The 26916-nt window shown below is 67.4% G+C and carries 29 protein-coding genes and 3 pseudogenes; 19 read left to right on the forward strand and 13 right to left on the reverse strand.

Going from position 1 to position 26916, the window contains the following annotated elements:
- The 3 genes from SALPAC6_RS25410 to SALPAC6_RS0106750 form a co-directional block, all read left to right on the forward strand.
- The coding region (locus SALPAC6_RS25410) for an IS5/IS1182 family transposase (RefSeq protein ID WP_018252659.1) at window positions 1–327 on the forward strand (327 nt) is incomplete at its 5' end.
- Between the two features lie 169 nt (window positions 328–496).
- Window positions 497–676: a hypothetical protein gene (locus SALPAC6_RS0106745; RefSeq protein WP_018252660.1), complete on the forward strand. Its 180-nt coding sequence runs from the start codon at window positions 497–499 to the stop codon at window positions 674–676.
- Entirely contained in the window at window positions 676–900 is a 225-nt protein-coding gene (locus SALPAC6_RS0106750) for a hypothetical protein (RefSeq protein WP_018252661.1), read from the forward strand. The genes SALPAC6_RS0106745 and SALPAC6_RS0106750 overlap by 1 nt, the downstream gene beginning before the upstream one ends.
- 68 nt (window positions 901–968) lie before the next feature.
- Here SALPAC6_RS0106750 and SALPAC6_RS0106755 read toward each other — a convergent pair whose 3' ends face one another.
- Together SALPAC6_RS0106755 and SALPAC6_RS0106760 are read right to left on the reverse strand one after the other, a co-directional pair.
- Window positions 969–1913, reverse strand: a complete 945-nt coding sequence (locus SALPAC6_RS0106755) for a CU044_5270 family protein (RefSeq protein ID WP_018252662.1) — start codon at window positions 1911–1913, stop codon at window positions 969–971.
- Window positions 1910–2512 carry an RNA polymerase sigma factor gene (locus SALPAC6_RS0106760; RefSeq protein ID WP_018252663.1) on the reverse strand — a complete coding sequence of 201 codons (603 nt, stop codon included), beginning with the start codon at window positions 2510–2512 and terminating at the stop codon, window positions 1910–1912. Before SALPAC6_RS0106760 ends, SALPAC6_RS0106755 begins: the two co-directional genes overlap by 4 nt.
- Before the next feature lie 387 nt (window positions 2513–2899).
- Here SALPAC6_RS0106760 and SALPAC6_RS0106765 point away from each other — a divergent pair, with 387 nt between their 5' ends.
- The 3 genes from SALPAC6_RS0106765 (at window position 2900) to SALPAC6_RS31160 (ending at window position 5383) form a co-directional block, all read left to right on the forward strand.
- A complete protein-coding gene (locus SALPAC6_RS0106765; RefSeq protein WP_018252664.1) occupies window positions 2900–3571 on the forward strand; it encodes a peptidase inhibitor family I36 protein in 672 nt (223 codons plus the stop codon).
- A 642-nt stretch (window positions 3572–4213) separates the two neighbouring features.
- Window positions 4214–4714 (forward strand): hypothetical protein, encoded by a 501-nt coding sequence (locus SALPAC6_RS31155; protein WP_397539866.1) that lies wholly within the window; start codon window positions 4214–4216, stop codon window positions 4712–4714.
- Between the two features lie 15 nt (window positions 4715–4729).
- Complete coding sequence (locus SALPAC6_RS31160) at window positions 4730–5383, forward strand: reverse transcriptase domain-containing protein (RefSeq protein ID WP_397539864.1); 654 nt, start codon at window positions 4730–4732, stop codon at window positions 5381–5383.
- A 205-nt stretch (window positions 5384–5588) separates the two neighbouring features.
- Here the strand turns inward: SALPAC6_RS31160 and SALPAC6_RS27300 are convergent, their stop codons facing one another.
- Window positions 5589–5834 (reverse strand): helix-turn-helix domain-containing protein, encoded by a 246-nt coding sequence (locus tag SALPAC6_RS27300; RefSeq protein WP_080636009.1) that lies wholly within the window; start codon window positions 5832–5834, stop codon window positions 5589–5591.
- Window positions 5835–5947: 113 nt separating this feature from the next.
- Here SALPAC6_RS27300 and SALPAC6_RS0106775 point away from each other — a divergent pair, with 113 nt between their 5' ends.
- Complete coding sequence (locus SALPAC6_RS0106775; RefSeq protein ID WP_018252667.1) at window positions 5948–6364, forward strand: hypothetical protein; 417 nt, start codon at window positions 5948–5950, stop codon at window positions 6362–6364.
- Between the two features lie 376 nt (window positions 6365–6740).
- Here SALPAC6_RS0106775 and SALPAC6_RS25425 read toward each other — a convergent pair.
- Together SALPAC6_RS25425 and SALPAC6_RS0106785 are read right to left on the reverse strand one after the other, a co-directional pair.
- A pseudogene (locus SALPAC6_RS25425) lies at window positions 6741–8484 on the reverse strand (RCC1 domain-containing protein).
- Between the two features lie 534 nt (window positions 8485–9018).
- Window positions 9019–10011, reverse strand: coding sequence for a calcium/sodium antiporter (locus SALPAC6_RS0106785; RefSeq protein WP_018252668.1), 993 nt, complete (start codon window positions 10009–10011; stop codon window positions 9019–9021).
- 157 nt (window positions 10012–10168) lie between these two features.
- On the opposite strand from SALPAC6_RS0106785, the gene SALPAC6_RS0106790 reads away from it, so the two are divergent.
- From SALPAC6_RS0106790 to SALPAC6_RS0106805, 4 genes are all read left to right on the forward strand, one after another.
- On the forward strand, window positions 10169–10870 hold the full coding sequence (locus tag SALPAC6_RS0106790; RefSeq protein WP_018252669.1) for an HAD family hydrolase: 702 nt from the start codon (window positions 10169–10171) through the stop codon (window positions 10868–10870).
- Window positions 10871–10913: 43 nt separating this feature from the next.
- Window positions 10914–11477, forward strand: a complete 564-nt coding sequence (locus SALPAC6_RS0106795; RefSeq protein ID WP_018252670.1) for a GNAT family N-acetyltransferase — start codon at window positions 10914–10916, stop codon at window positions 11475–11477.
- Window positions 11478–11681: 204 nt separating this feature from the next.
- Entirely contained in the window at window positions 11682–12206 is a 525-nt protein-coding gene (locus SALPAC6_RS0106800; RefSeq protein ID WP_026189379.1) for an ImmA/IrrE family metallo-endopeptidase, read from the forward strand.
- The gene (locus SALPAC6_RS0106805) at window positions 12206–13333 is read left to right on the forward strand and encodes an MAB_1171c family putative transporter (RefSeq protein WP_018252672.1); all 1128 of its coding nucleotides are present in this window, start codon (window positions 12206–12208) and stop codon (window positions 13331–13333) included. Before SALPAC6_RS0106800 ends, SALPAC6_RS0106805 begins: the two co-directional genes overlap by 1 nt.
- Window positions 13334–13608: 275 nt before the next feature.
- On the opposite strand, the gene SALPAC6_RS0106810 is transcribed toward SALPAC6_RS0106805, so the two are convergent.
- Both SALPAC6_RS0106810 and SALPAC6_RS0106815 read right to left on the reverse strand, forming a co-directional pair.
- The gene (locus SALPAC6_RS0106810; RefSeq protein WP_018252673.1) at window positions 13609–14265 is read right to left on the reverse strand and encodes an MOSC domain-containing protein; all 657 of its coding nucleotides are present in this window, start codon (window positions 14263–14265) and stop codon (window positions 13609–13611) included.
- A 54-nt stretch (window positions 14266–14319) separates the two neighbouring features.
- Window positions 14320–14727: a nitroreductase family deazaflavin-dependent oxidoreductase gene (locus tag SALPAC6_RS0106815; protein ID WP_018252674.1), complete on the reverse strand. Its 408-nt coding sequence runs from the start codon at window positions 14725–14727 to the stop codon at window positions 14320–14322.
- Window positions 14728–14811: 84 nt separating this feature from the next.
- Here SALPAC6_RS0106815 and SALPAC6_RS0106820 point away from each other — a divergent pair, with 84 nt between their 5' ends.
- Together SALPAC6_RS0106820 and SALPAC6_RS0106825 are read left to right on the forward strand one after the other, a co-directional pair.
- A complete protein-coding gene (locus SALPAC6_RS0106820) occupies window positions 14812–15819 on the forward strand; it encodes an ADP-ribosylglycohydrolase family protein (RefSeq protein WP_026189381.1) in 1008 nt (335 codons plus the stop codon).
- 275 nt (window positions 15820–16094) lie between these two features.
- A complete protein-coding gene (locus SALPAC6_RS0106825; protein WP_018252676.1) occupies window positions 16095–16352 on the forward strand; it encodes a DUF5999 family protein in 258 nt (85 codons plus the stop codon).
- A gap of 27 nt (window positions 16353–16379) precedes the next feature.
- On the opposite strand, the pseudogene SALPAC6_RS27305 reads toward SALPAC6_RS0106825, so the two are convergent.
- Window positions 16380–16553, reverse strand: a pseudogene (locus tag SALPAC6_RS27305) (GNAT family N-acetyltransferase); the annotation flags it as partial.
- Window positions 16554–16706: 153 nt separating this feature from the next.
- Here SALPAC6_RS27305 and SALPAC6_RS0106830 point away from each other — a divergent pair.
- Complete coding sequence (locus SALPAC6_RS0106830) at window positions 16707–17306, forward strand: biotin transporter BioY (protein ID WP_018252678.1); 600 nt, start codon at window positions 16707–16709, stop codon at window positions 17304–17306.
- A gap of 470 nt (window positions 17307–17776) precedes the next feature.
- Here SALPAC6_RS0106830 and SALPAC6_RS0106840 read toward each other — a convergent pair whose 3' ends face one another.
- Both SALPAC6_RS0106840 and SALPAC6_RS0106845 read right to left on the reverse strand, forming a co-directional pair.
- The gene (locus SALPAC6_RS0106840) at window positions 17777–18433 is read right to left on the reverse strand and encodes a class F sortase (RefSeq protein ID WP_018252680.1); all 657 of its coding nucleotides are present in this window, start codon (window positions 18431–18433) and stop codon (window positions 17777–17779) included.
- On the reverse strand, window positions 18430–19260 hold the full coding sequence (locus tag SALPAC6_RS0106845) for a DUF4397 domain-containing protein (protein ID WP_018252681.1): 831 nt from the start codon (window positions 19258–19260) through the stop codon (window positions 18430–18432). Before SALPAC6_RS0106845 ends, SALPAC6_RS0106840 begins: the two co-directional genes overlap by 4 nt.
- Before the next feature lie 229 nt (window positions 19261–19489).
- On the opposite strand from SALPAC6_RS0106845, the gene SALPAC6_RS0106850 reads away from it, so the two are divergent.
- The 3 genes from SALPAC6_RS0106850 to SALPAC6_RS0106860 all read left to right on the forward strand — a co-directional run bounded on the left by SALPAC6_RS0106850 (window position 19490) and on the right by SALPAC6_RS0106860 (window position 22456).
- Window positions 19490–20098, forward strand: a complete 609-nt coding sequence (locus SALPAC6_RS0106850; RefSeq protein WP_018252682.1) for an RNA polymerase sigma factor — start codon at window positions 19490–19492, stop codon at window positions 20096–20098.
- A complete protein-coding gene (locus SALPAC6_RS0106855; RefSeq protein WP_026189382.1) occupies window positions 20052–20831 on the forward strand; it encodes an anti-sigma factor in 780 nt (259 codons plus the stop codon). Before SALPAC6_RS0106850 ends, SALPAC6_RS0106855 begins: the two co-directional genes overlap by 47 nt.
- Before the next feature lie 239 nt (window positions 20832–21070).
- Complete coding sequence (locus tag SALPAC6_RS0106860) at window positions 21071–22456, forward strand: DEAD/DEAH box helicase (protein WP_018252684.1); 1386 nt, start codon at window positions 21071–21073, stop codon at window positions 22454–22456.
- A gap of 61 nt (window positions 22457–22517) precedes the next feature.
- Here the strand turns inward: SALPAC6_RS0106860 and SALPAC6_RS0106865 are convergent, their stop codons facing one another.
- The 3 genes and pseudogenes from SALPAC6_RS0106865 to rpmG form a co-directional block, all read right to left on the reverse strand.
- The gene (locus tag SALPAC6_RS0106865; RefSeq protein WP_018252685.1) at window positions 22518–23012 is read right to left on the reverse strand and encodes a hypothetical protein; all 495 of its coding nucleotides are present in this window, start codon (window positions 23010–23012) and stop codon (window positions 22518–22520) included.
- Window positions 23013–23193: 181 nt separating this feature from the next.
- On the reverse strand, window positions 23194–24033 hold the full coding sequence (locus SALPAC6_RS0106870) for an SAM-dependent methyltransferase (RefSeq protein WP_018252686.1): 840 nt from the start codon (window positions 24031–24033) through the stop codon (window positions 23194–23196).
- Window positions 24034–24102: 69 nt separating this feature from the next.
- Window positions 24103–24222: pseudogene (rpmG, locus tag SALPAC6_RS27320) on the reverse strand (50S ribosomal protein L33); the annotation flags it as partial.
- Window positions 24223–24315: 93 nt separating this feature from the next.
- On the opposite strand from rpmG, the gene SALPAC6_RS0106880 reads away from it, so the two are divergent.
- Together SALPAC6_RS0106880 and rsgA are read left to right on the forward strand one after the other, a co-directional pair.
- Window positions 24316–25593, forward strand: coding sequence for a CobW family GTP-binding protein (locus tag SALPAC6_RS0106880; protein ID WP_018252687.1), 1278 nt, complete (start codon window positions 24316–24318; stop codon window positions 25591–25593).
- Between the two features lie 323 nt (window positions 25594–25916).
- On the forward strand, window positions 25917–26909 hold the full coding sequence (rsgA, locus tag SALPAC6_RS0106885) for a ribosome small subunit-dependent GTPase A (protein WP_018252688.1): 993 nt from the start codon (window positions 25917–25919) through the stop codon (window positions 26907–26909).
- Window positions 26910–26916: the final 7 nt, after the last annotated feature.

A 26916-nucleotide genomic window follows, 5' to 3' on the forward strand; every position in this document is an offset into this window, starting at 1 on the left:
CTCGGGGTGGGACGGCCCCGCACCAGCCCCGACCTCGTCCTGGCCGACAAGGCCTACACCAGCCACGGTAACCGCGTCTACCTACGCAAACGCGGCATCAAGGCATGCATCCCCAGCAAGAAAGACCAAGACGTCCACCGCAAAGCCAAGGGCAGCCGCGGCGGACGCCCACCGAAGTTCGACCCCGACCTCTACCGGATGCGACACGCCGTCGAGAACGGCATCGCCCGACTCAAGCGCCACCGCGGCGTAGCCACCCGTTACGACAAGTTGGCTGTCCGGTTCCAGGCCGTCCTGACCATCACCATCATCTGCGAATGGCTCTGACCGGACTTATGAAACACGCCTTAGTTGGCCCATCGACATTCATTTGTGGCACGGAGCGTACCTGGAGCAGCACTAGACCAACCTTCACCCTCAATGTGACGCCCAGTTACCCGGCGTTACCCCCGTTGCGTCGGGTAACTGGGGCCATTGAGGGTGAGGGAGCACGCGCATGATCCGGCTACTCCGCCGACTCCGCCGCCGGCCCGGACGGCTGGACGCGGCCGGTCCTGCCACCGTGTATGCGGCGCGGGCCGGTGCCTACTCCTCGCTGCACAACCAGCCGACGGTCATCTTCGACAACCGTCCGTTGCTAACTCCGCTTGCCCGGCAGCGGGCGGACCGCCGATGATGGCCACCCACGCCCGGCCCCGCCCCGGCTTGTCGACGGTCCAGCTACGCAACCGGATGATCCTGTCCGCCCGGCGGATCATCACCGAGCACTGGCCGCGCGTGGACCGGTGCCCGACCTGCGGGTCCGGGTGGCCGTGCCCGCCCACCGACACCGCCTACGACTACCTCGGCTCCGTCGGGCAGGGCAACTGGGCGCCCCCGCAGCGCCGGGGCCGGCGGTGAAGCCCGCCGCCGGATCTTTGACCAACGTGCTGCCCTGGTCAAAGATCCCCGCCCTGGTGCCCTCTATCTTAGGACGGAACCTCGGCCCTGCGGGTGGTCGCGTCTTGCCTCATGACGGCTGAACTGGTCGTACCCAGGAAGGTGTACGTGGTTGGGTCGAACACCAGCGCTTCGCTGCCGCCAGCGGAGATGCCGATGCCGGGCCGGCCGGCACCGTCTTGGACGTCGGCTATTGCCACGATCCCCGGAATTTGTGCCAGCGCCTTGTAGATCAAACTCCGCTGCTGAGGTGACAGGTACGTTCCGGCCAAGAGCAGCTCCCGTGCCTTTTCGAGGGCAAGGAAATCCGATGAGCTGATCGGGCCGGAGCTTGATGGCTGTGGGTTTGGCTCATCCGTCGACCCGTCTCCGCGGAGCCACGCCAGCACTGCTGCCGAGTCGGTAGGGAAGTCTGCTGACAATACGCCGCTCCTGCAGGACGAGAAGCTGTTGTTGGACTGCACCCGATCCTGTTTTTGCGGGCACGGGTCGATCACCGCCCAGGGTTCCCAGTCGGCGTTGCCCTTTTGAGAGCGCTGCCGTTGCTTCCCGCCCTGATTTGGGTTGAGAGGAAGCCAGACTTGAGTGACGACCGGCGCTTCTCTGACGACCTTGAAGGAGCCGTCGGGCTGTTCGACTTGCGCTGGGTAGCTGCTGACCGTCTCCGTGAAGACGTACCCGTCGTCCTGAAGAGCTGCGGTGGTTGACTGCTGAGCGACAAGGGCCGCGTTAGTGAGGACGGCGGCAGCCTGAGGTGTGGCTGCTTGTATGGGTGGGCTGCTCGGGCTATGCCAGGCGCCCGTCACGATTGCAGCGGCGCCCACCAGGGCAAGCATGGCTAGTCCTAATTGCCATACCTGAGGCGACCGCCTGCGAGGCGAGTCGCGGAAGGCCGGTCCGATAGGGGTAGGCTGCTCGTCTCGCGTTGGGGCGAGATCTTCGCCCAACTGCTTGATCAGATCCAGGTCCTTCATGCCAGCTCCAGGGCAAGTTCGTCGGGTAGAGATTTACGGATCTGTTGGCGGGCGCGGTGCAACCGTGAGCGCACTGTGCCCACCGGAATCTTCAGCGCTCTGGCCACCTCTTCATAGGTCAGGTCTGCCCACGCAATCATGAGAAGCACGTCCCGGTCACGGCGAGAAAGTCCGGCGAGCGCCTCGACCAGCGGCTTTCGCCACGTCTGAGCCGACGCTGCGTCGGCGACCCGATCCGCCAGCTCCTCCTCGCCGCGATCGTGAGCCGAACGGAGAAGGGTGCGGTACCTGGCCTGCTCCACCCGATGGTGACGGGCAATCTCCCTGACCGCGATGGCGAACAGCCAAGGCCGGGCATCGTCATGACGGTGGTCGTATGTCCGCCGGGCTCGGAACGCCCTCAGGAAGGTCTCCGCGACGACATCTTCGGCGACCTCCCGCCCGAGTCGCCGGTATGCGTAGCCGTGCAGCACCTCGGCATGCCGCGTGTACAGCACGCCGAACCGGCCGGGTTCAGCCAGCGACTCCGCGATGACCTCGGCATCAGTGCTCCCATCTGCGGCCGGGGGTCCATGGTCATAGCCTGTCTTGTTGATCACCTGTCTCAATCCGCCTCCCGGATCCTCGCTCGACGTCTTATCTATGCAGGAGGGGCCTAGTAGGTTCACGCCAGCGCAGGTACCGGCAGCACCGTTACCAATCTGTGACCTAATACGGTCGGTCACCCCGTCCTATGTGTAGGGCGTCCGACCTGGTTGATTCCAACTCCTTCCCTAGCGCAGCGTGATGGCGGGAAGCAGCACAGGTAGACCGGTTCAAGAGGGGCTTCGCGGGGCCACTTTACGGGTCGCGCAGTGCTAGCCTGAGATCGCGCCTAAGGCGATAGGCGCTCGCCTTATTCGCGAACCATGGCTATTCGCGCGGTGTCAAGCTAATTGCGCCTTTCAAGAGGTCCGACGGGCACGCGGGGAAGGAACCAAATCGTAATGTCCAAGAGGCTTTTGCGCTTTCTGCTGGCAGCCATTGCTGCCATTTCTGTCCTGGCCCTAGCCAGCGCTCCCACCCACGCGGATCCCGCTTCCACGACCGCCAAGACCTCCGGGATTTCCGTGGCCCTCCAGTCACTGATGGAGCTTTACCCCGGCTCGGAAGTGGTCAGCGAGGACACCCTCCGAATCGCTCCTGGAATTCTCCTCAGCATGCCTGCGGACCAGCCCAGGGACAAGCGCGTGCTTTCCAAAGAGGCCGTAAAGAAGGCCCTCGCGTCTCCCAACCCCGTGCGTGCCGCCGCCCCCGCCGAGCCGGCGAGTCGGGTGAGTAAGCCAACTGAAGGCTCGGCTCTCCTGGCCGACGGTCCTACTATCAAGGACTGTGCGTTCTACTACTTGTGCTTGTATGCCGACGCGAACCAATGGGGTTACAAAATCAGGTTCTATGACTGCAAGTTCGTGGACTTGGGGACCATCAACTTCCCGCTCGGCGGGAAGTGGAACGACAAGATGACCTCCTACATCAACAACCAGACGCGGGGGACCGTCAGCCACTTCTACAACTGGGACGGAACTAGTCAGTGGATCAAGCTCTGGTCCGACACTGCTCTCGGCTACTCCGATCAGGTCCTCTACGACAACAAGGTTGACGCCGTACGCGTCTGTTAACGCATGAACCCTCCCTGAAAGGGCGCGGCGTGAGCGCCGCGCCCTTTCAACTTAGCCTCGGCCCTTCGTGCGCCCAGCGGACCTGGAGGTGAGTGTGTAGCCCATCTGGAGTCGTAAGCTCGTCGTCGCCTGCCGGTGTGAGTCCGGTCCGGGTAGCTGCCAGGAGGCCCGGTAGCAGGCTGGCGGCTCGGTCTGGAAACGGGTCGGGTCGAAGCCCAGCGTCGAAAGCCCTGTCAGGGGGAGCGACTGAGCGGTCCGTAGCATGACGCGAAGCCTGCGGCGTCGTTAGAGGTCTCGCCTGTTGGGTGGGGCAGAGGGAGTGCCGAGCCCCCGGATTCAGGGTGAAGGCCATGGAAGCGGTGTAGCTCCTGGACTGCAGCCGCGAAGGACTCTCCGGCGTATGGGGCGCGGAACGTTCAGATGGTGGCGGCGGGAACTGGGGAGGCCCTCCCCGGCCCGGTGTGCTGCGGATGTGTGCCGGAGTGTCGGGTCCTATTCCCGGTTCACGCCGGGAAGTGGATCTCGTGTCGGGAGGGAGTCGGAGGCGGCCGTAGTACTGCTGGAGCCGGGCGGACAACATAACCGCCGGTGAGGGAAGGGCCGCTACTTTGTCGATGCGTGCCGCTGGTGAAGGGGAGCCCGGTGAGTGCCGGTTCGGCTAGTTCCGCCGCGTTGGGGTCCGTGTTGGACCCGGTTCGTGCTTTGCAGCATGCGCTGTACCGGGCGGCCAAGGCTGATCCCGGGCGTCGGTTCCATGCGCTGCGAGACAAGGTTTTCCGCAGGGACGTCTTGTGGCGGGCGTGGGTCGGGGTGCGCCGTAACAAGGGTGCACCGGGCATCGATAGGACCACTCTGGCCCAGGTTGAGGAGTACGGGGTTGCCCGGCTTCTTGACGAGGTGGCCGTGGAGTTGCAGCGGGGCCGGTATCGGCCGTTGCCGACGCGTGGGGTGTTCATCCCGAAGCCCGGCACGACCGAGCGGCGTCCGCTGTCGATTCCCGCGGTTCGGGACCGTGTCGTGCAGGCCGTGGTGAAGATCGTGCTCGAGCCGATCTTCGAGGCCGACATGTTGCCGTGCAGCTTCGGGTTCCGCTCGAAACGCTCGGCGCACGATGCCTTGCAGGTACTCGTCGATGAGTCCTAGCGGGGCAGGCAGTTGGTGGTGGAGACGGATATCGCCAACTGCTTCTCGGCGATTCCGCATGACAAGTTGATGCAGGCGGTTGAGGAACGCGTCTGCGACCAGGCCATTCTGAGGCTCCTGCGGGCGATGCTGCGCGCAGGGGTGATGGAACACGGTGTGGTCCGGCGGGAAGTGACCGGCACCCCGCAGGGCGGCGTGGTGTCGCCGTTGCTGGCGAACGTCTACCTGCACCGTATCGATCGGGCATGGTCGACGCGTGAGCACGGGGTACTGGTTCGATACGCCGACGACGCGATCGTGATGTGCTCGTCCCGGCAGCAGGCCGAAGCCGCCCTCGGGCGGTTGACGGAACTGCTGGCCGACCTTGGGTTGGAACCCAAGGCGGCGAAGACCCGCATCGTGCATCTGCAGGTCGGCGGGGAGGGCGTGGACTTCTTCGGCTTCCACCACCGGCTGGTGCGCGCGTGGGCGCGGACCGGGACCAAGCAGGTCACCTTCCTGGCCCGCTGGCCCGCGAACAAGGCCATGCAACACGCCCGAGACCGGATCCGGCAGGTAACCGACCGGTCCCGGCTGTTGCTGCCCGTGGAGTGGATCGTGCAGGACATCAACCTGTTCCTGCGCGGCTGGGCCGGGTACTTCAAGTACGGCAGGGCCATACGCCGGTAGTGCGCCGTCTTGAGCCGCTGCACGGCTGCGGCGAGTTCGTCGGGCGGTAGGACGCCCTGCGGGTCGGCCTGCTGCTCCCACTGCCTCAGCCGTGCTATCCGCGCTGGAGCAAGGGCGGCCGTCCGTGCCTCCGCGCTGGTGATGCGTGACCAGCGCGTCAGGCTGCCGATAGATGCGGCGAGCTGCCGCTGAGCCGGACTGGCCATCAGGTGGCCCGCCGGAGCTGTGACGGATCAGCTTCGAGGTCGAGTGCGTCGGCAAGGCGTCGAAATAGGGGTGGGGAGACAGTCGGTTTAATTCCGCGCTCAATCTGGCTCAGGTAGCCGAGGCTAAGGCCAGCACGCTCCGCAAGTATGGTCAACGTCAGTCCCGCGAGCTTTCGGCGCTCCCGTAGGGCTGCCCCGTCGATCTCCACCCCGCTGGGTGCGTAGTTTGGTGTTGCTCGGGTCATGCCGGCGACGCTACCATACTGAGCCAGAATGAGCCATTCGAAGGGCTGAGGTTGAAATGAATGAATGATCCGTGAGCTAGATTGAGCCGGAGTGAGCTGCCATGATGGCGCGTATGGAAGACCGACGCGCCGCGCTAGGAGCCGCGATCCGGCAGCGACGCCTGGCACTCCGCCGCACCGAGCGCGAAGCCGCAAAGCTGGCGCAGATCGCACGTAACACGTGGTCAGGTGCGGAAAAGGCCACAGTCCGTACGTCTGAGCACGTCTGGCCTGGCATTGAGCATGCGCTCGACTGGGAGCCGGGTAGCGTCGCTGCGATCTTGAGCGGTGGCGATCCAACCCTCCGCGCCCGAACTCGGCCGCAGACCGCCGCCCTGTCGAGCGGTGATGAGCTCGCTGAAGAGGTAGACCGCATTCGTAACCTCAAGATTTCCGCCACGGCTCGGCGGCGAATGATCGAGGCACTCATCGCGGTCTACGAGGAAGCCGCGGAGGAGGAAGATCTCGGCCACGTTGACCGGGCTACCTAGAAACCACTCGCTTATCGACTTTGTGCACACGAGCTACCCGCAGAGCAAGCGTGACCGAACGGTGCAAGGACGGTTTCTGCTTGTAAGCGAGATGTCGCCGGTTCGATCCCGGCCGGGGGCTCCAACCTGGCGCTACCGGCGAGTTTGCGATCGTGCCCCGCACCCGCCGGCGACCTCTGACCTGTCACAGGCAGCGACGCCCCGCCTGGCCATGAGGCCGGGTGGGAAGTCGTCAATCGGATGTGTGCCGTCACCGGCGTCACGCGCCCGTCCCCAGACCGCCAGGGCGATGGGGCGGCCGCCCGGGCGAACGGCCTCGATCGGCTCCGGCAGGTCGGGCGGACGGGTGGTGGTGTGGGCTGGTCGCACCGTGTTTCTATGTGGCCCGGTGTGGCGGGCGTCGGCGTGCGGCGTAACTGAGGATGACACCGGCCAGGATGAACAGGACGGCAGCGCCGGTGGTGGTGGTCAGGTTGGGGCCGGTGATGGGTAGGTCGGGCTCATCGGGCTCGTCGGGTGGTGGGGCGCTGGGTAGGTCGGGCTCGTCGGGTGGTGGGGCGATGGTGATGGTGGCGGATGGGGATTGGCTGTTAGGGCAGGTGTTGGTGCTGGTGTAGTGGGCGGTGAGGGTGTGGGTGCCGGTGGGGAGTGTGGTGGTGTGGGCGGCGGTGCCGCTGGCGGTCAGGGGGACGGTGGTGAGGGTGGTGGTGTTGGTGTTGAAGGTGATGGTTCCGGTGGGGGTGTCGACGTTGCAGGTGACGGTGGCGGTGAGGGTGAGGTCCTGATCCGCTGCCGGGTTGGCGGGGGTGACCTGCAGGGTGGTGGTGGACGTCGGTGGTGCGGCTAGGGCCAAGCTGTGGTCGTCGCCGGCGGCGATAGCAGTGATGGTGGTTCCCGGGGGCAGGTTGACGGTGACGGGTGTGCTGCTGTCGGTGGTGGTTCCGTCGCCCAGCTGGCCGTCGGGGTTGTCGCCCCAGGCGAGGACGGTGCCGGTGGAGGTGATTGCCAGACTGTGGTCGCCGGCGGCGGCGATGGCCGTGGCCTCGGTTCCCGGGGGCAGGTTGACGGTGACGGGTGTGCTGCTGTCGGTGGTGGTTCCGTCGCCCAGCTGGCCGTCGGAGTTGTAGCCCCAGGCGAGGACGGTGCCGGTGGAGGTGATTGCCAGACTGTGGTCGCCGGTGGCGGCGATGGCCGTGGCCTCGGTTCCCGGGGGCAGGTTGACGGTGACGGGTGTGCTGCTGTCGGTGGTGGTTCCGTCGCCCAGCTGGCCGTCGGAGTTGTAGCCCCAGGCGAGGACGGTGCCGGTGGAGGTGATTGCCAGACTGTGGTCGCCGGTGGCGGCGATGGCCGTGGCCTCGGTTCCCGGGGGCAGGTTGACGGGTGACCGGGTGGCTGCTGTCGGGTGGGGTGGGTTTCCGTCCGCCCAACTGGCCGGTCGAAGGTGTTCGCCCCAGGCCAGGAACGGTGCCCGGGGGAGGGTGGATGGCCCAGACTGTGGGTGCGTCCGCGGCCGGGGGCCGGCATAGCAGTGGATGGTGGTCCCGGGGGCAGGTTTGAACGGGTGTGCTGCTGTGGTGGCGGTTCCGTCCCCACCCCTGGCCGTCCGGGAGGTTGTTAGCCCCAGGCGAGGACGGTGCCGGTGGAGGTGGATTGCCAGACTGTGGTCGCGTCCCGCGGGCGATAGCAGTGATGGTGGTTCCCGGGGGCAGGTTGACGGTGACGGGTGTGCTGCTGTCGGTGGTGGTTCCGTCGCCCAACTGGCCGTCGGAGTTGTCGCCCCAGGCGAGGACGGTGCCGGTGGAGGTGATTGCCAGACTGTGGTCGCCGGTGGCGGCGATGGCCGTGGCCTCGGTTCCCGGGGGCAGGTTGACGGTGACGGGTGTGCTGCTGTCGGTGGTGGTTCCGTCGCCCAACTCGCCGTCATTGTTTTCTCCCCAGGCCAGGAGGGTGTCCGACGCGGTGCCGGACGGTGCTGGCGTGTTCCGTGCGGCCGCAGGCCACACGCCAGCGACTGCCTGCGTGGCTGCCACCGCCAACACCAGAAAGAACCAGCCGAAGATGGCCCGACTCACCCGGCCTGCGCCGGCGTTTCGGCCTGGCCGCTGGCAGATTCTCCGCATCACTCCGACCTCCACGCAGGCAAGCATCGCCAATAGGACAGACGCTAGTATCAACCAGCTATCCGGCATTGATATGGAGAAACGCCCTTAAAAGGACATCCAGTTGGCGCCGCCGTTCGACAACTGACAAGGTAACGACGGCGAGGGGTCGTTTGGCAACCAGTTCGGATCTGATCTTGGCGGGTGCGCGGAGTGGCGGTGACGCTCCTCTACTTCGCTGTTTTCGCGCAGGATTCGGTACCTGCCCGACACCGACGCCACCTACACGCCCTCGTCGAGCAAGGTGTGGTAGCCGGTTTGGCGTTAATTGGTGGCGAGGCGCGGTAGAAATCAGGGTGGGCCGTTCGTCGGTTCAGGACTGAGCACCGGCATTGAGGCGGGCCGGGTCGGCGTAGGCGGTCGCCACCGCCTACGCCTGCGCCTGCGCCTGCGCCTGCGCCTGCGCCTGCGCGAAGTATCGGCACCCACCTCGTAGGAGGCTGTCCCACACCGGCTGGGTAGTGGGCGCTCTCCTGCGGGTGGCCGTCTTGCCGGTTACGCGGACAGCAACAGCGGCATCGTCAGCACATATGCCGCGAGCAGCACCGAGCCTTCCCGGCGGGTGAGTGAATAGCTCCGGCGGAGCAGCATCCACGCCGCCACCGCGGTCAGGCCCATCACCAGTGCGAGTGCGATATTGGTGCCGGGGACACGGCTCGGGGCGGCCAGGGCGATCACGGCGCCGCCGACGAGGCTGTTGAACAGGTTGGAGCCGAAGAGGTTGCCCACGAGCAGGTCCGACTCGCCCTGTCGCTGAGCCTGAATCGTGGTGACCAGCTCCGGCAGTGAGGTGCCCACCGCAACCAGGGTGATCCCGATGATCAACTGGGGGACCCCCAGGTCGGTGGCGATGGCGGCGGCGTTGACGACCAGCAGCTGCGCCCCGGCCAGGACTCCGATGAGGCCGAGTACGGTGCGGACCGGCTCCCACCAGGCCAACGGTCGTCGCTGCGTCGTCTCGCCACGACCAGCCGGAGCGACCGCGGCGATGTTCTCGCGCTCCACGTGCTCGACCACGTCCCGGCCCAACGGGGTCGCTTCGCCCTCACCCGCCCACCGGACCAGCAGCCACAGCGCGCCAGCGGCGGCGACCAGTAGCACCGCACCGGTCATGACCGTCAGTCCGGTCCAGGCCAGGAGGCCGAAGAGCAGCACTGCGCCGACTGCGAGCCGCGCCTCGCGGTAGATCACCGTCGACTTCACGGTGACGTTGGCGACCAGCGCCGCGACGCCGAGGACCATGGTCAGGTTGAGAATGTTGGAGCCCGCGATGTTGCCCAGGGCGATACTCGTGTCGCCGCGGGCCGCAGCCACTCCGGAGACCAGCAGCTCCGGTGCCGAGGTGCCGAGACCGATCACCACGACGCCGACGACGACGGGTCTGATCCGTAGCCGGTGGGCGAGCCGGGAGGCACCGAGCACGAGATGGTCGGCGGCCACGGTGAGCAGCAGCAGACCGGCGACGGCGAGGATAATTCGGAGCATCATGATGGGCTCATGTACGGCGTTGTCCTCGCTATCCCATTGACCCGGCGCCCGGCGTACCGGAGCCCAACCTACTGCCTGGGCGACTCGTGCGGGGTGTGGGCGGGTGCGGCGGCGACGCGCCCCCTCCGGCCGGTTCCGGAGGGGCTAGCCTCAAGCTGTGATCGAGGCGGTGTTGTGGGACGTTGACGACACCCTTTTCGACTTCTCTGGCTCGGATCGGCGGGCGTTGTCGCGGCACTTCCACGCGGAGGGCCTGCCCGCGTCAGTGGCGTTGGTTGAGCGTTGGCAGCAGGTGACCGAGGTCGCCTACGGTCGGTTGGCTGCCGGGGAGCTCACGTACGAGGAGTGTCAGCGGCAGCGGGTCAACGGGTTCCTGGGGCGGACGCTGGACGACGTGGAGGCGGACGCGTGGCTCCGGCGCTACACCGCGCTGTTCGAGCGTGCGTGGACGGCATTCCCGGATGTCCCGGCGACCCTCGTGGCGCTGCCGTACCGGCACGGGATCCTCTCCAACTCCAGCACCGCGCATCAGGAGCGCAGGCTGACCGTCCTGGGGCTGCGCCACCACTTCGAGGTGTTGCTCTGTGCGGACCGGCTTGCCCGGGCGAAGCCGGACCCCTCGGCGTTCCTGGCCGGCTGCGAAGCACTTGGGCTGCCTCCGAAAGCTGTCGCCTACGTGGGCGACCAGTTGGACACGGATGCGATGGCTGCTCGGGACGCGGGCCTGGTCGGAATCTGGCTTGATCGGGCACGATCGGCGGCCACGGCGACGTCGAGGTCGGCCGTGTCGGTGCCGGTGGGTGTGCACCGGATCCCGGGCCTCGCCGATCTTCCCCGGCTGCTCGCCACACTGAGATGAATGAGGTCACGGGCTATCCGTGTCCACGATTGGAGCCCTCGCGATGCCGTTCGAACTTCAGCCCGTCCTGACCGACGACCTGCTCACAGTAAGGCCCCTCCGGCCGGCGGATTTCGATGAGCTGTTCACTGTCGCCGCTGACCCGCTGCTGTGGGAACAGCATCCGCAGCCGGACCGGTGCCGAGAGGAAGTCTTTCGCGCCTTCTTCTCGGATGCTCTTGCCTCCGGCGGTGCGTTGGCAGTGGTCGACACCAGGGAGTCTCGCCTTATCGGTTCATCGCGGTATCACGGCTACGATGCGGATCGTCGCGAGGTCGAAATTGGCTGGACCTTCCTTGCGCGTTCCCACTGGGGCGGGTTTTACAACAAGTCACTCAAGCAGCTCATGCTGGATCATGCTTTCCAGTTCGTCGATACCGTTGTGTTTCTTGTCGGTACGGATAATCGCCGTTCTCGGCGGGCGGTGGAGAAGCTCGGTGGGGTCCTGACCGGGCCGGCCCAGGACCGGGCGGGGGAGCCCCACGTCCGCTACCGGATCGAGGTTGGTAACTGGTCCGGTGAGCGTGCAGGCGTCGACGGTTCGAGCGGCGTCGGCGGTCTGAGCTGACGGTGGGCTGGAGTGACGGTGGTATGAGCTGACGGCGTTCCGGGGTGACGGTGGCAGGGTGAAAGCGGGCTAGTCCTTCGGTTGGTCCACTCCTATACTCCCCAGTAATGATCTATCTATTCATTGCTTGTCGGCGGGGTGTGGAGTGTTGGACGAGCAGTCACAGCCAGTAGCGCCATCGCGAGGGGCGACCGAGGGGGCGCGGTGCGACGGGCGCGGCTGAGTCGCCGGTGTCGGCGGCTGATCAACGAGCTCAGGATTCCGGTTCCATTTGACCTGGATAAATTTCGGCAGGGTTTGGCCGAGCAGCGGGGTCGTTCACTGAACGTCACCCCGCTGCCGGTATTGGCGGAGCCGGGATTCGCCAGCGGGGTGTGGGTTGCGACGGACGCCACTGATTACATTCTTTACAACGATCGGACAAGCCCACTACATCAGCGGCACATTATTTTGCACGAAGTGGGGCACATGATCTTCAGGCACAACGAGCGGAGGTTGTCGGACCACGTGCTACTGGACGGCGGGTTCCCGCACCTCGACCCGCAGTCGGCCCGGCACCTCATGGGCCGCGTCCACTACTCGGAGCCGGAGGAAGCGGAGGCGGAGATGGCGGCGACGCTCCTGTTGGAGGCGATCGGCGAAGTTCCGGGCCCGAGCCGATTCAGCGGTCTACTCGCCGAGGCCGAGGCGCTGCTTGGCTTTCGGAAGCTGACGGGGGCTCGGTCGTGATGGCGATGCTGCAGGTCGTGGGATTGGGGTCGATGTGGGTGGTGGCGGCCCTGCTGCTCCCGCAGGCCTGGCAGGACGCCAAGCGGCGCATGCTGTGGGCGGTTCTCCTGCTCTTCGCGATCGAGTTGACCCTGTACCGGCCAGAGGTGCAGGCCCCGATCTACGACGTCATAAACGGGCACATCGTCTTCGTAGCCGTGCATCTGGTGAGCGTCGGCAAGGGGATCGGCGTGCTGTACCTGCTGCTCATGCTGGTGCAGCGCCCCCGTTATCGGCTACCGGTCGCGGTAGCGGGGGTGGCGGTCTCCGCCGTGATGATCGCCATCTACGCTGCGGCTCGGCCGGAGCCGGCCACAGTTGACATCCCACCTGAGATACCGCTGATCTATTGGCACATTCTGGCGGTGTTCCACACGGTCGTGCATCTGCTGGCGGTTGTGCTGTGCTGGCGTGCCAGTCGCCTTGTCGCGCCGAAAGCGATGCGCGTCAGCCTGATGGCGTTGACGGGCGGGCTGATGCTGGCGTGCCTGCCGTGGGCGTTCAACCTTGGCTGGCTCCTCACCGATGACACCGCCTGGCTCGAGCCGATCGGGCCAATCGACGCGGTGACCGGTCTCTTCCTCGCCTTCAGCGCCGCGTTGCCGCTGGTGGCGTCGGTGCATCGGGCGGTGCGGCACCGTCGGGCAATACGTGATCTGGAGCCGCTGTGGACGGAGCTGACCACTGCGGTGCCCGACATCGTGTTCGCTCCGGTCCGACCCGGGCTGGGTGTGCGGCAACTGCGGCTGCGGCTGTACCGACGGGTGGTGGAGCTCCGCGACGCGATGCTGACGCTGCGCGAACATGTCACTCCTGGGGAGCTGCGTGCGGCGCAGGAACATGTCGCCGCCGAGGTCTCCGACGAGCAGCGACAGGATGCCGCGGCCACCGCCTGCTGGCTGGCGGCAGCCGTTGCCGCGAAGTCCCGTGGCGACGAACCGATGGTGCAGCAGGAGGACCTGACGAGCGCTCCGGGGGGCGATCTCGACGAGGAGGTCAGGCAGCTGTTGGAGATAGCGCAGTGGTATCGCTCACCGCTGGTTGACCGGTATCGAGCCGGATTGCCGCCGGTCACCACGGCCCAGTAGCCGAGTTACCCGGCAGAAGCGAGAGCTGTATGGGGCTTATCCAGATAATCGAGGCTGTCGATGAGCGGTGACAGCCCCACCATCCCGCTGCCTCGTCACTGAATCGCCCCCTCCCAACTGGAGGAGTAGTGATCGGCCGCTGAACCCACCAGGGCGTCAGCGTTGGTGACAGATCGTGGGTTAGGCCGGGTACCTCTGGTAGTGGCGGGTGGTCGGCAACGGCGTTGGGCAGCCTCGACTACACGACCCGGCTGCGGATCGAGCTGTAGGCAGCTTCAGCTGGGCGCACGTTCCCGTAGCGCTTGCCGGAGACTGTCGGGGAGGCCCTCGACCTCCGCCAGCGCGGGTAGCAACTCTGGCTCGGTCAGGTAGGCGTGGAACACCGCCGCGATTGTTACGCCGTGGGCCGGCCGGTGGAGCACAGAAACCGGATCTCCGGCTGTAACCTCTCCCGGCCTGACGACCCGAAGGTAGGCGCCCGGCCGATTTTCCCGGGTGAACCGCTTCACCCACTGCGGCTCCGCCATCTTGGCCTGGAAGGTGGCGCACGGGATGCGGCCAAAGGTCGGCTGTAGTTCGAGCTGGTCGCCGATGCGCCAGATCTCGCCGATCACCGCATCGTTGACGTCAACGCCGACCGTGGTCAGGTTCTCGCCGAAGATCCCACCCGGCAGCACTCGGCCGAGTTGGGCTTCCCACCAGTCATAGTCCTCTCGGGCGTACGCGTACACGGCCTGGTCGTCGCCGCCGTGGTGCTCGATGTCGAAGATCTGGTCGCCGACCAGGCCGCTGTGGAGACCGGTGGTTTTTGGTCCGGGGGCCCGGACCGCCACGGGTCCGTCAACTGGCTGCTTGTTGATGCCGGTGACCCCGACTCGCTTCGCGGTGCTGCGCTCCGGGACCGCCAGGTTGACCGAGAGGATGCTGCCCATGGGCACAACCTATCGAACGTCTGACGTGGAACGAAGGAGCTTCCGGGCGCGGGTTTATGACGCGGCTTCCAGTACGACGACGGGGATTTCACGCGTGGTCTTGGCTTCGTACTCCGCGAAGCCGGGGAAGGCGTCCTTCTGCGCGCTCCAGATGCGCTCCCGCTCGTCTCCAGCGGCGACTCTGGCCACCAGGTCGAGGGTGTCCGTGCCGATCTCCGCCTTGACCTGCGGATGAGCCCGCAGGTTGTGGTACCAGTCGGGGTGGCTGGGGGCGCCGGCCTTGGAGGCGAAGACGGCGTAGCCACGATCCAACTTCTGGTACATCATCGGGTTCAAGCGGGGCTGGCCGCTCTTGGCGCCCACCGTGTGCAGGAGCAGGAGGGGCGCGCCCGCGAACTGGCCGCCGACCTGCCCGCCGTTTTCGCGGAACTCTTTGATGATCTTTTCGTTCCAGTCGTCCATGATCTCTCCTCGCTGGCGTACGGTCCGATTATCGTCAATCATGCGCCCCCGCAGTGCCATCCGTTGGGCTACTATCCACCCGATATGCGAGTGTCGACTGCGTCGCAAGCGGCGTCGGGGTGTCTGTTCGGGCTGGCCTATGGTGACGCCTTGGGTGGACCGACCGAGTTCATGGCGGTCCCCGACATTCATGCCCGCTATGGGCCCGATGGCCCGCGCGCGTTGGCGGGCGACCCCGCACCGGTCACCGACGACACCCAGCTGACCCTGGCGGTCGGGATGGCGCTGTTGGATGCGCCCACGCCGACGGCCGAGGTGTTGGAACCGCTGCTTCGGGAGCGGTTCGTGCAGTGGGCGGCCAGCCCCGACAACAACCGCGCACCGGGAATGACCTGTCTGCGCGCCTGCGGGAACCTCGCCCTCGGCCAGCCGTGGACCCAAGCCACGATGGTCAGCTCCAAGGGCTGTGGCGCGAACATGCGGGTCGCGCCGGTCGGGCTCATCGCCAGTTACGATCTGGACACCCTCGCCGGGGTGGCGCAGCTGCAAGCCGCGATGACCCATGGGCACCCGACCGCGCTCGTGGCCAGTGAGCTGACCGCGTACGCCGTGCGGCTGCTGCGTGACGGCGTGGAGCTGCCATCTCTGCCCACGCTGCTGCGAGCCCGCACCCACGACCAGCGCACCGTCTATCGTGACGAGTGGCTGGGTGCGCTGTGGCAGCAGCCCGGCGCCACCAGTCCCACCGACTACCTCGCCCGAGGCTGGGATGAGTGTCAGCACATCCTGGATCGGCTCGATCTCGCGCTCGCCTCGGCCGACGACGGTGCGGATGCCTGCCGGGTCACCGGTGCCGGTTGGATCGCCGAGGAGGCCCTGGCCACCGCACTGTTTTGTGCGATCCGGCATGCCGATGCTCCGGTGTCCGCGCTTGCCCGCGCCGCCACCACCTCCGGCGACTCCGACTCCATAGCCTGTCTGACCGGCGCGTTCCTCGGTGCTGCCTTCGGTATGGCCGCCTGGCCGGAGTCCTGGCGTGACCACATCGAGTACACGGGCGAACTCGCCGCGATGGGCGCAGCCTGGGACTGATTTCTCAGCTCGTGATCAGGCTCATCTTGTGCCACCCAGGCACTCTATTTGTAATGATCGATCAATGTGTGCGGCGGCATTTTTGCCGTGCGGGTATCAGCCCGGAGGCGGGCCGCCTCATCTCTATCAGCGATGACGTAGCGAATTGGTAGGAGCCGCCACCAGGTGTCAGCCCCCGCCGCATCGGTGTGCTGTGGGGTCGTCCAACCCGCGTCCACTCCCACCGGTTCGCGCGCCAGCGCGGCTGATTCGTCCAGTTGAGAGGAAGAACCGGCATGCACACCGTCGACCTCGCCCTCCGAACCCGGCCCAACGCCAGCACTCCGTGCAACCACCAGCCGATGTGTCCCGCCGCGAGCGCGGTTGATCACGAGGCGGCCCGCATCATCGCCTCGCACCCGGAGCAGGGCTGGAACCTGCGCTGCAATGGCGTGATCGCATTCGACGACACCGGCGAGTTGATGCCCGACAACAGCCCGGTCGCCCCGCACCGTGGCCCGGCTCGGCACTGGGGGAACTGTAGCGGAGCATGACCCGATGCCGCCGCCCGTACGGCCGGGTCAGGCGCTCGGAACCCAGAACCGAAGCTTCCCGCCGCGCTGGTCGGCGCAGACCCCACCGTTACGCTCGATCACCTTACACGGTGCGACGTTGTCCACGTCGCACGTCACCAGGGCAGATGTTATGTCCAGGTGGTGCGCCACGGAGCACCGCCGCGGTCGGGCTACTGGGCGATCCCGTTACTTTCGGGTGGAGCCCGACTAATCGTGTGCTCCGATGTGGTCTCATCCCCCCGTGGGTGGACGCCCGGGCCGGCGCAGTGCTGGGAGGATCCACATGATCTGTAGGGACGCCACCGGCGTCGGTGGCGATAACAGGAGGATGAGATGGCAGACGGAATGGTGCTGGCCTCCGGCCCACGCATCGGCGTGTTGGCCGACGCGTGGGGTGGCTCCCTGGCGCGGGAGGTCGCCCTGGTTGTCGGTGGGGCCGCTGTCGTCGGTGCCGCCGCGCAGGTGTCAGTGACGATTCCCGGGTCTCCGGTCCCCGTCACCGGGCAGACCTTCGCGGTGCTCCTGGCCGGGACCGCGCTTGGGTCGGCGCGTGGGGTGGCGAGCATGCTGTTCTACGTGGTGGCAGGGGTGCTGGGGGTGCCCTGGTTTGCCGACGGTGCGCATGGCTGGCCATCCGCTACGGCGGGCTACCTGCTGGGTTTCGTGTTGGCCGCGGCGGTTGTCGGCCGGCTGGCATCGGCGGGGGCGGACCGGCGGCCGTGGCGCATGTTCGGGCTGATGGTGTTCGGGAACATGGTGATCTACGCGGTTGGTGTTCCCTGGTTGACGGTTGCCACCGGGATGGACGTACCGACCGCGCTCTTGCTGGGTCTCGTTCCGTTCCTGGCGGGCGACCTGCTCAAGGCGCTGCTCGCTGCGGGCCTGCTACCGGGCTCGTGGCGTCTGGTGCGCCGACTGTCCGGCAGCGCGTGAGCGAGCTCGTGGACCCGGGTGCCGCTCCTCGGCCCAGGACCTGCGCAGGGAGACCGTCGGTCAGGCCGTGACCGTGATCGCTGGCGTCAGTGTGAGAAGGGCTCCAGGCACCCGAACTCGGCAGCGGAGCCGGTAGCCCTGACCATGACTCGCTCGGGCCGCGCATCCCCGATCACGCAGCCCTTGCTCACGAAGTGAACCGCGTACACCGCACCTGGTGGCGGTGTCTCCTGCCGATCGGCGTTCGCATGGCGGTCACCTGGATCGCGTCTGCCTCGATGCCCAGATCGAGCAGCGCTTTCCGGGTGGCCGCTGGCGCGAAGTCCCCAGCCGCGCGTAGCGCCTCGAGCTTGGGCCGGATCTGCGAGTCTCTGCCCGGCGCGTTGGTCCGTGGCGGAGAGTTCGTGCCGTCGCTTCCAGCGGTTGTTGTCGGCATGGTGGGAAGGTGGGTCTGCCCTCACCCCGGTCGATCAGGCCGGCACCGCGGTGACCACGAGGTTGTCGCGGTATCGACGGGTGTCGGCGTCGAAGGGCCCGCCGCAGGTGATGAGGGTCAAGCGCTGGTCGCCGTCGCGGGCAAAGTATCGGTCCAGCGGAATCTTTGTCTTCTGGTACTCCTCCCGGGCAATCACGCGGTAGGCGCGTTCCTGGCCGTCGCTGCCGGTCACGGTCAGCTTGTCGCCCTGGTCCAACTCCCGGAGCCGGAAGAATGCACCTTCGCCCTGCGTGGAGCTGTCCACGTGGCCGGCGATCACCACTGAGCCCGCCGGCGCCGCCAGCCCCGGGCCGTAGCGGTACCAGCCGACCTGGTCCACGCTGGGCGGTACCTCGAACTCATTGGTCTGCGGGTTGATGCCGACAGCGTTCACCGTGGCGGTCACCCCGATTGTCGGGATCCGCAGGCCGACCGGCGGAACAACCTCGGCGCCGGTGGGCAGTTCGCCCTTGCGCACCGGCACTGGCGATCGATCGCCCGCCGCGGAGGGGGTGGTGCTGGCGAGGGCGGTCACCTCGTCCGCGCCGACCTCCGCCGTGGGCCGAGAGGCAATGGTGACCACAGCCGCGACGGTGAGGGCGGCGGCGCCGGCGGCCACCGCCGCCAGCGCCCCGCGGTTGCGCACCGTCACCGGTTGCTCCTCCGGGCGGTCGCGACCCGAGCTCCCCCACCGACCAGCAGGAGGGCACCGGCACCGGCCAGGAGGTACAACCAGGTGTTCGTCCCGGTGGCGGCCTGGCCACCGTTGCCGCTGGGAACCCCGGCCGGGGCGGAGTGCAGGCCGGTGATGGTCTGCGCCACGACCTCGAGGTTGTTCGCCTCAGCGGAGCCGATCGCGTAGACGATCGTCGCGGTGCCCTCACCCAGGTCCAGGTCGGCGGGGCCGATCGCGACGGTCTCGGTGCCGGCGAGCACGACATCGGCGCTGACGCCGCCGGCGTCCACGTCCGCCTTGGCCTCGTTCGGGTTGGTCAGCTCGGTGAAGACCGGGGCGCCGCCGGCCCGGACGTCCACCGCCGGAGCGGCGGCGGTGTGCCGGACGATCAGCCGGGACTTGCCGGCGTCCACCTTCGACGTGTCGTTGACGAACGGCGTGATCTTCGGCTGACCGCTCGCGTCCAGGTGGGCGGCGAGGCTGATGTTGGTTCCGCCCGGCACCTCCGCGTCGTCAACCGTGAGGATCGCGCTGTCCACCGGCTCGCCCGGCTTGGTCAGCGCGATGTCGTACGCGCCCTCCGCCAGGCTCAGCGGGCCCGCCACGTCGCCGGGAGCGAAGTTGTCCAGCGTTTTCTCCCCATTGACGTACACGTCAACCGGGGTGTCCGGGATGCCGTGGACCACCGAGACCTCGGCCGTCGCCGCGTACGCCGGGGTCGCGGTGAGCGCACCGACTCCGACGAGCGTCAGCGCGGCGACCGCGCCGCCGGCGGCGACCCGACGAAAGTACGAGCGTTGCATGTCTGCCTCCTGGTGATTCGTGGTGATTGGTCAGGCTCGGTGTTCGGAACGGGTTACGTCCGCTCCACACCAGCCGGATGCGGCCGGAGGAAATTTTGTTTTTCCGGCGTCGCTGCATCCACGAGCGCCTGAGTCGACGAACAGCCCTGCGAAAGACAGGTACTAGGGGAGTGAGGCGAGGGCTGTGGGGGTTACAGTCGGGCATGCCCCACAGAAGGCGACCCGTCCGGTGACGGCGGCGACACCCCAGGAGCCTCCGGGCCCATCCGAGGACGACCTGGCCGCCCGCTTCCGTTCCGGCGATGAGGCGGCACTGCGGGAGGCGTACGACCGGTTTGGTCGGGCGGTGCTGCACCTGGCCATCAGCACGCTGTCGAATCGCAGCGACGCCGAGGATGTGACGCAGGCGACGTTCGTGGCTGCCTGGCTGGGGCGGGAGACCTTTGATCCGACGAAAGGGTCCCTGATCGGCTGGCTGCTCGGCATCGGCCGTCGTAAGGTGATCGACCGGCTCCGGGCTTCCGCCCGGGAGGCCCGAGTGGTCGAGACGGTGCGTCAGCACCCGGACCCCGCCCCGAGCCGCTCCGACCCGGACACCGTGGTTGACCGGCTGGTGGTGGCCGACGAGTTGGCGCGCCTCCCCGGTGAGCAGCGACGCATGCTGGAGTTGGCGTTCTTCGACGACCTGACCCACCATCAGATAGCGACCATGACCGGCGTGCCGCTCGGCACGGTAAAGAGTCACATCCGGCGCGGCATGCAGTGCCTGAAACGCAGATGGGAGGTGGACGGTGCAACACATGGACCACGACCGGCTGGTCTTCCTGGCGCTCGGTGAGAGTGAGCCGGACAACGGAGAGCGCGCCTACCTCGAGGCCTGCGAGCACTGCCGGTCCGAGTTGGAGAACCTTCGGCGCGTTGCCGACCTGGGTGCCGAGGGGCAGGGTCTGCACGACCTCCCCGACCCCCCGGACCACCTGTGGCAGGGCATCGTCGCGGAGATCCGGGCGGCTGAGCAGTTGCCCACGCTCGTGGAGCCACGTCGGCCGGTCACCGCCCCCGACGCCTCCGCCGATTCACCCGCACGGGTCCTGTCACCACCGGCGCGAAAGCGGGCCCGGTGGTCGGGCTGGATGACGACCGTCGCGACCGCGGCGGCGGCCGCGCTCCTCGGTGTGGTGGGCACCGCCGCCGTGCTGGGCGGGACGGAGCCCGCGCCCGCGCCGTCGCCGCAGCAGCAGACAGTGCGGGCCAGCGCGTCGCTCACGGCGTTCGGTGAGACCCCGCCAGAGGTGAACGGCGCGGCCCGGGTCCTCGACAACGGGCAAATCCACCTTCATGTGGTGAATCTTCCCGATGTGTCGGGTTACTACGAGGTGTGGCTGATCGACCCCGGAACCATGGAGATGTTCTCGGTTGGGGTGCTCGGTGGCGGCACCGACGCGCTGCTGCCGCTGCCCCCGAACGCCGACCTCGAGCGGTACTCGGTGGTGGACATCTCCGCGGAGGGGTACGACAACAACACCGCCCACTCCGGTGACAGCCTGGTGCGCGGCACGCTGACGGGCTAACTCCCACCGCCGGTGGGGAAGAAGATGAAGACCCAGGCCGGCCGTGACATTGCCCGCCCGCCATATGGTGGTCGATGATCGCTGTCTGGCGCAGCGGGCAGCACGCCCCAGCAGCGGGTTCGAGTAGACTGGTCCTGCGGCCCTTCCAGCATGGCGACGGGGCTCGATGCCCACCTCGCGCGCCGCGACCACGACGGTCAGCGCCAAGCGGGACGCCCCCTTCAACCTTCGGAGCCTTCATGGCGGCAAGCCGCCCACGCCAGAACACCCTGCCTGACTCGCTGACCTTCACTGACCTCGGCGTCCCCGACCTGCTCAACCGCCAACTGGCCGCGGCCGGGGTGGAACGGCCGTTCCCGATCCAGGCCGCGACTCTGCCGGACGCGCTCGCGGGACGGGACGTGCTCGGCCGTGGCCGTACCGGTTCGGGTAAGACCTACGCCTTCGTACTGGCGGTGCTGACCCGCCTGGCCGCGACCGCCACGCGCCGTCGTCCCGGGCGCCCACGGGCGTTGATCCTCGCGCCGACTCGCGAGTTGGCCACACAGATCGACCGCGTGATGGCGCCACTGGCCGAGGCGCTGTCGCTGCGCACGATGGCGATCTTCGGCGGCGTCGCCGCCCGGCCCCAGATCGCCAGACTCCAGGCCGGGGTTGATGTCCTGGTGGCCTGCCCGGGACGGCTGACCGACCATGTCGAAGCCGGACACGCGCACCTGGACGCTGTCGAGATCACCGTCCTCGACGAGGCCGACCACATGGCCGACCTCGGCTTCCTGCCCAGCGTACGGCGGCTGTTGGAACGAACCCCGCGCGGCGGGCAGCGGCTGTTGTTCTCCGCGACCCTGGACTCCGGCGTCGATGTCCTGGTGCGGCGGTTCCTCACCAATCCAGTCGTGCACAGCGTTGACTCAACTTTGTCGCCGGTCGCCGCGATGACCCACCACGTGCTGCACGTTCAGGCCGAGGACCGGTTCGCCGTGCTGGTCGAGTTGACTGCCACGTCGAACCGCACCGTGGTGTTCACTCGTACCAAACGGGGTGCGAAGACCTTGGCTCGACGGCTGGCCGCAGCCGGGGTCAGTGCGGTCGATCTGCACGGCAACCTGGCCCAGGGTGCCCGTACCCGGAATCTGCGGGCATTCGCCACCGGGGAGGCGCATACGTTGGTCGCCACCGACATCGCCGCCCGGGGCATCCACATCGATGATGTGGCGCTGGTCGTGCACGCCGACCCGCCGGTGGAGCACAAGGCGTACCTGCACCGATCGGGCCGTACCGCTCGGGCTGGTGCGGACGGGACCGTCGTGACCCTGATGACCGACGCGCAGGTGGCCGAGGTGCGGGCATTGACCCGCAAGGCGGGTATCACCGCGACCACGAGCCGACTGCGCCCGGGTGACGCGCTGCTTCACGAAATCGCCCCGGGCGAACGGCGGTTGGTCCCCCAGGTTGTAGCCGCCCCCGGTGGCCCACGGCCGGAGGCGCGACCCGCTCACGGCAGCCGGAAGCAACGCAGCGGCAAACCGGCGTCGACCACTTCGACCCGGTCTGCACCAACCCGGTCCGGGGCGGCGGCCTTCTCCACCCGGGCCCGTCCGGGCACTCGCCGCAGCGGACGCTAACCGCGGATGTCAGTCGGGTGGCTGCTGGATGTGTGCCTCCACCGCAGGACAAGCATGACTGTCAGTGGCCCTTCCGGTGGCTGCCGCCGAGGGCTTGCAGGCGGGCGACTATCTGTTCCACCAGCCGAGAGTCAGCCGAGGACAAGCCGGTGTCCGCGAGAACCTGCCGCAGTGCCACCTGCGTGACGCCCATTCGTCGCAGCTCACTGAGGAGCCGGATCTGGTCCTGAAGGCGGTGAGTCGCGGCATCGTCCACGAAGTAGCCCGGGTGGACGCCAAAGGCACGGGCTAGGGCGCGGACGTGTGAGGTACGCGGATCACACGCCACGCCCCGGCGTAGCTCTCCGATGTAGGCAGCGCTGATAGACACGCCCGTCTCCGGCTGCTGTCGGTTAATTTTGTCCGCGATGTCTTTGTTTGTGCATTTTAGACCGAGCTCCTCGGAGCCGCCAAGCTCCTCCGGTGCGGGGCGGATGGTCTCGAACAGGTACTCCAGGCGGGCGGCGAGCGTGTCGAGGGGCGGCAGTTCCTGCCCGCCCTGGTGCTCCGCAACCATTGGTCCGCACCCTCCCCGTAACCAATCCCACAGCAGTGTCACACCGCTGACGCCCAGCACGACAGGTGTTGACACATGACCGTTACGTGTCCGTGTGAGGTGCCGACCACGGATGCCCCGCAGCCCTGCTGCACCTGGCGCTGAACCCCGAGGTAGTCGACTGTGGTGTCCTACCTGCTGGTCATGGCTTGTAGCCCACGCCGCAGAACTCGTCCACCTCGGGCCCGCTAGCGGTATCGGCGTCGGGTCGCCATCGGGTCAGTGAGACGATGCCCGGCTCGACCAGCTCAAGGCCACGGAAAAAGCGGCCGATGCCGTCGAGGCTGCGCACCACCATCGGGTCCGAGCCGCCCTCGTTCCAGATCCGGACCGCCTCGTCGGTCGCGGCACCGTGGATGGCGTTGGTGGTATGTGTCAGCGCCAGGTAACTCCCCGACGGGAGCGCCTCCACCAGGCGGTCGACTACTCCGTAGGCCTCGTCGTCATCGGCCAGGAAGATCACGATGCCGAGCATGGTGATGGCGATCGGCTTGGTGAAGTCGAGTGTCTTGGCCGCCGCAGCGAGGATCTTGTCCGGGTCCCGCAGGTCGGCGTCGATGTAGTCGGTCGCGCCCCGGGGGTGGCTGGTCAGTAGCGCCCGTGCATGCACCAGGACCAGCGGGTCATTGTCGACGTAGACGATGCGCGACTCGGGAGCGATCGACTGGGCGACCTCGTGGGTGTTGTTGGCTGTCGGCAGGCCGGTGCCGATGTCCAGGAACTGTCGAATGCCGGTCTCTTTGGCCAGCTGGGTGACTGCGCGTACCAGGAAGGATCGCTGGTGGCGGGCCAGCTCGATGATGTGTGGGTAGGCAGCGATCGTGTGGTCGCCGACCTCGCGATCCACCTTGAAGTTGTCCTTGCCGCCCAGCCAGTAGTTCCAGATCCGGGCCGGGTGCGCGATCGTGGTGTCGATCTTCGAGGAGAGTGACCCGTTCGGTTCGGCGGCCGGTGGCGTGTCTTCCGAAGGGGTGTCTGTCACGGGGAATCTCTTCTCGACTCGCGGCGGGTGACTTCTCCCACACCGTAGCAGGGGTACCGACACGGCTTATCAGACGTCCTTTGTGGAGGGCGTGGCCACCTCGCGGAAGTCGACGTGCCGCCGCGCGATCGGATCGTACGTGCGCAGCGCCAGACGGTCCGGGTCGCTGCGGCGGTTCTTCCGGGTGACGTCCCTGAGCTGGCTGCGGATACCCCCGCTCGTCCGCCGCGCCCGATGGGCCTATACTGACAATCGTTTTCATTAAGAGTTGAGAGGACTGTGATGGCAACGTCTCCACTCGCACCCATCGACCCCGGCGCTCCGGTGATCGACACCCGCCCGTCTCTTACCGTGCTCAGCGGCTTCTGGCCAGCCGCGACGTACGCCATTGCCCGTACGCTGCTGGTGGCGGATCCGACCCTGCTGTTGGTCCAGCACAATCTCGCTGACCTGGGCGCCGGCACCGTGCGGCGGGTCGTGCGTGACAGCGCGGGCATAGTCGAGGACGAGCGGATCACGCTCGTACCCGGATGTGTCTCCTGCACGCTGCGCGAAGATGTGCTGCCCACCCTCGCCCGGCTGGCCCGCGCGCAGCCCAACCGTGATCTGCTGCTGATGCTGCCCGAGGTGGTCGAGCCCGAGGCGGTCGCCGCCGTCTGCGCGCACTGCCTGGTTGACGGCGCCCCGATCACCGATCTGATCCAGATCGACTCCTACGTCACCGTGGTTGATGCCGAACACCTGCTTGACGGCATGGTCAGCACCGACGACCTGAAGCACCTCGGCATCGCCGCGGCCGTCAACGACGATCGGGCGCTGGCCGACGTCATCGTCCGACAGATCGAGTACGCCGACACCCTCGTCCTCCGGGGTCAGTCCCGCGAGGGCGCGTACGACACCAGTCGCCTGTCGGTGCTGCTCGAGCGGATGGCGCCCTGGGCGATGCAGGTCCCCGTCAACGGTGACCTTCTCGACGCCACCGCACTGACCCGCCAGCTGCGCGGCACCCTCCGGCACCGGCCCGAAACCCCCCGCGTCCTCAACCGTGGCCTTGAGGGGTACATCCTCGGTGTGCACGAGCCGCACCCGGACTGTGGCATCGTTTCGGTCGTCTTTCGGGCCCGGCGGCCGTTTCATCCCCAGCGTCTACACGATGTTTTCGAGGACATCAACGACGAAGTGGTGCGCTCTCGTGGGCATCTCTGGCTTGCCAGCCAACCCGACACGGTGATTGCCTGGAGCTTTGCCGGGGGTGGGCTCCGCCTCGGCTCACTCGGCCACTGGCTGGTCGCCCTTCCCGATTCCGGCTGGGACGACGTGTCCAGCCACCGCCGGCTCGCCGCCGCACTCGACTGGGACCCCTACTACGGCGACCGCCACCAGCACCTGGTCTTCATCGGCCTGGACCTCGACCCCGTCTCGCTGTGCCGCACCCTCACCAGCTGCTTGCTCACCGACGACGAACTCGCCGACGGCAGCGACACCTGGCGGCACTACGACGACCCGTTGGCCGGGTGCTTCCCCGTCGTCGAACTTCCCCCCACCGAGGAAGCCGCTTGATTCGGGGTGCGAAGCTCTGCTGCGGCCGTTGACCCTCGGCCGTCGATTCCAGCCGGAGGGCAGCCCTTCATGTGTGGCACGTGGGTTGGATGGCGTAGTGTGTCAGCGGGCCTCACAGTGCGGCTGCGGGAATCTGAAGGAGGAGGTGGCGTTTTCATGCATGTGACTGCTGAAAACCGCCACGCTTCGTGCGCCTGAGCGACATCAGGTGACGATCGGCTCACCCGATCGGATCTCACTCCTTCACGCAGAGGGTTCCTCAGTTGTCTTCTCCCCATAGGGGTCCATCGGAGACCCCAGAATCATCCTTGTCTCTCGCCGCCTTGGGCTGGTCGCACCAATGGCAGGCGGCGCTTGCCGCACACGGTGCTGGCCGTCCGGGCCGCGTTGTCCGCCACGACGGTTCAGCCGTCCTGATCCGCACCGAAGGTGGCACCCGCCACTTCCCCGTACGGTCCTCGGCACCCGCGCTCGCGGTCGGGGACTGGGTCGTCGTCGACGACGATCGCGTCCTCGACCTGCTGCCCCGGGCTTCGCTGCTCCGCCGTCGTGACCCCTCCACCGGAGGGAGCCAGCTCATCGCCGCGAACGTGGACGTGGTGGGCATTGTCTGTGGCCTGGACCGGCCGGTCGTCCACGGCCGGCTGCAACGTTTCACCTCACTCGCCTGGGACGCCGGAGCGACACCGTTGGTGATCCTCTCCAAGGCCGACCTCGTGAGCTCCACCGCACAGATCGAAAGCGGTCTGCTCCAGCAGCATCCCGGCGTTGATGTCATCTCCGTCGCGGCGGCGACAGCCACTGGGGTATCCGATCTCCTCGGCCGGTGCGCGGAGCGCACGCTGGTGCTCGTCGGCGAATCCGGGGCAGGAAAATCGACGCTCCTCAACGCCCTTGCTGGCCGGGAGTTGGGCGCCACCGGAAAGGTCCGCAGCTCGGACGCGAAGGGCCGGCACACCACCACCGCCCGGCAGCTCTTCGCGCTGGAGGGCGGCTGCTGCCTGATCGACACCCCCGGCATGCGCGAGGTCGGCGTTCACGCCGACGTTGCCACCGTTGACGCGGGGTTCGACGACATTGCGGAGTTGGCGCTCGGTTGTCACTTCGGCGACTGCGGTCATGCCAACGAGCCCGGCTGCGAGGTGCTCGCGGCCGTCGCCGACGGGAGGCTGAGCGAGCAGCGACTGCGGGCCTGGAATCAGCTGTGTCGGGAGGCCGCGTGGGCAGAGCTCCGCGCAGATCCTGCGGCCCAGCGTCGCGCGGGTCGGAGACTCGCCCGGGTCATCAAAGACGCCCAGCGGGTAAAGCGGCGCTGACCCGGCT

It is taken from the genome of Salinispora mooreana (assembly GCF_000379065.1).
Lineage (GTDB): Bacteria > Actinomycetota > Actinomycetes > Mycobacteriales > Micromonosporaceae > Micromonospora > Micromonospora mooreana.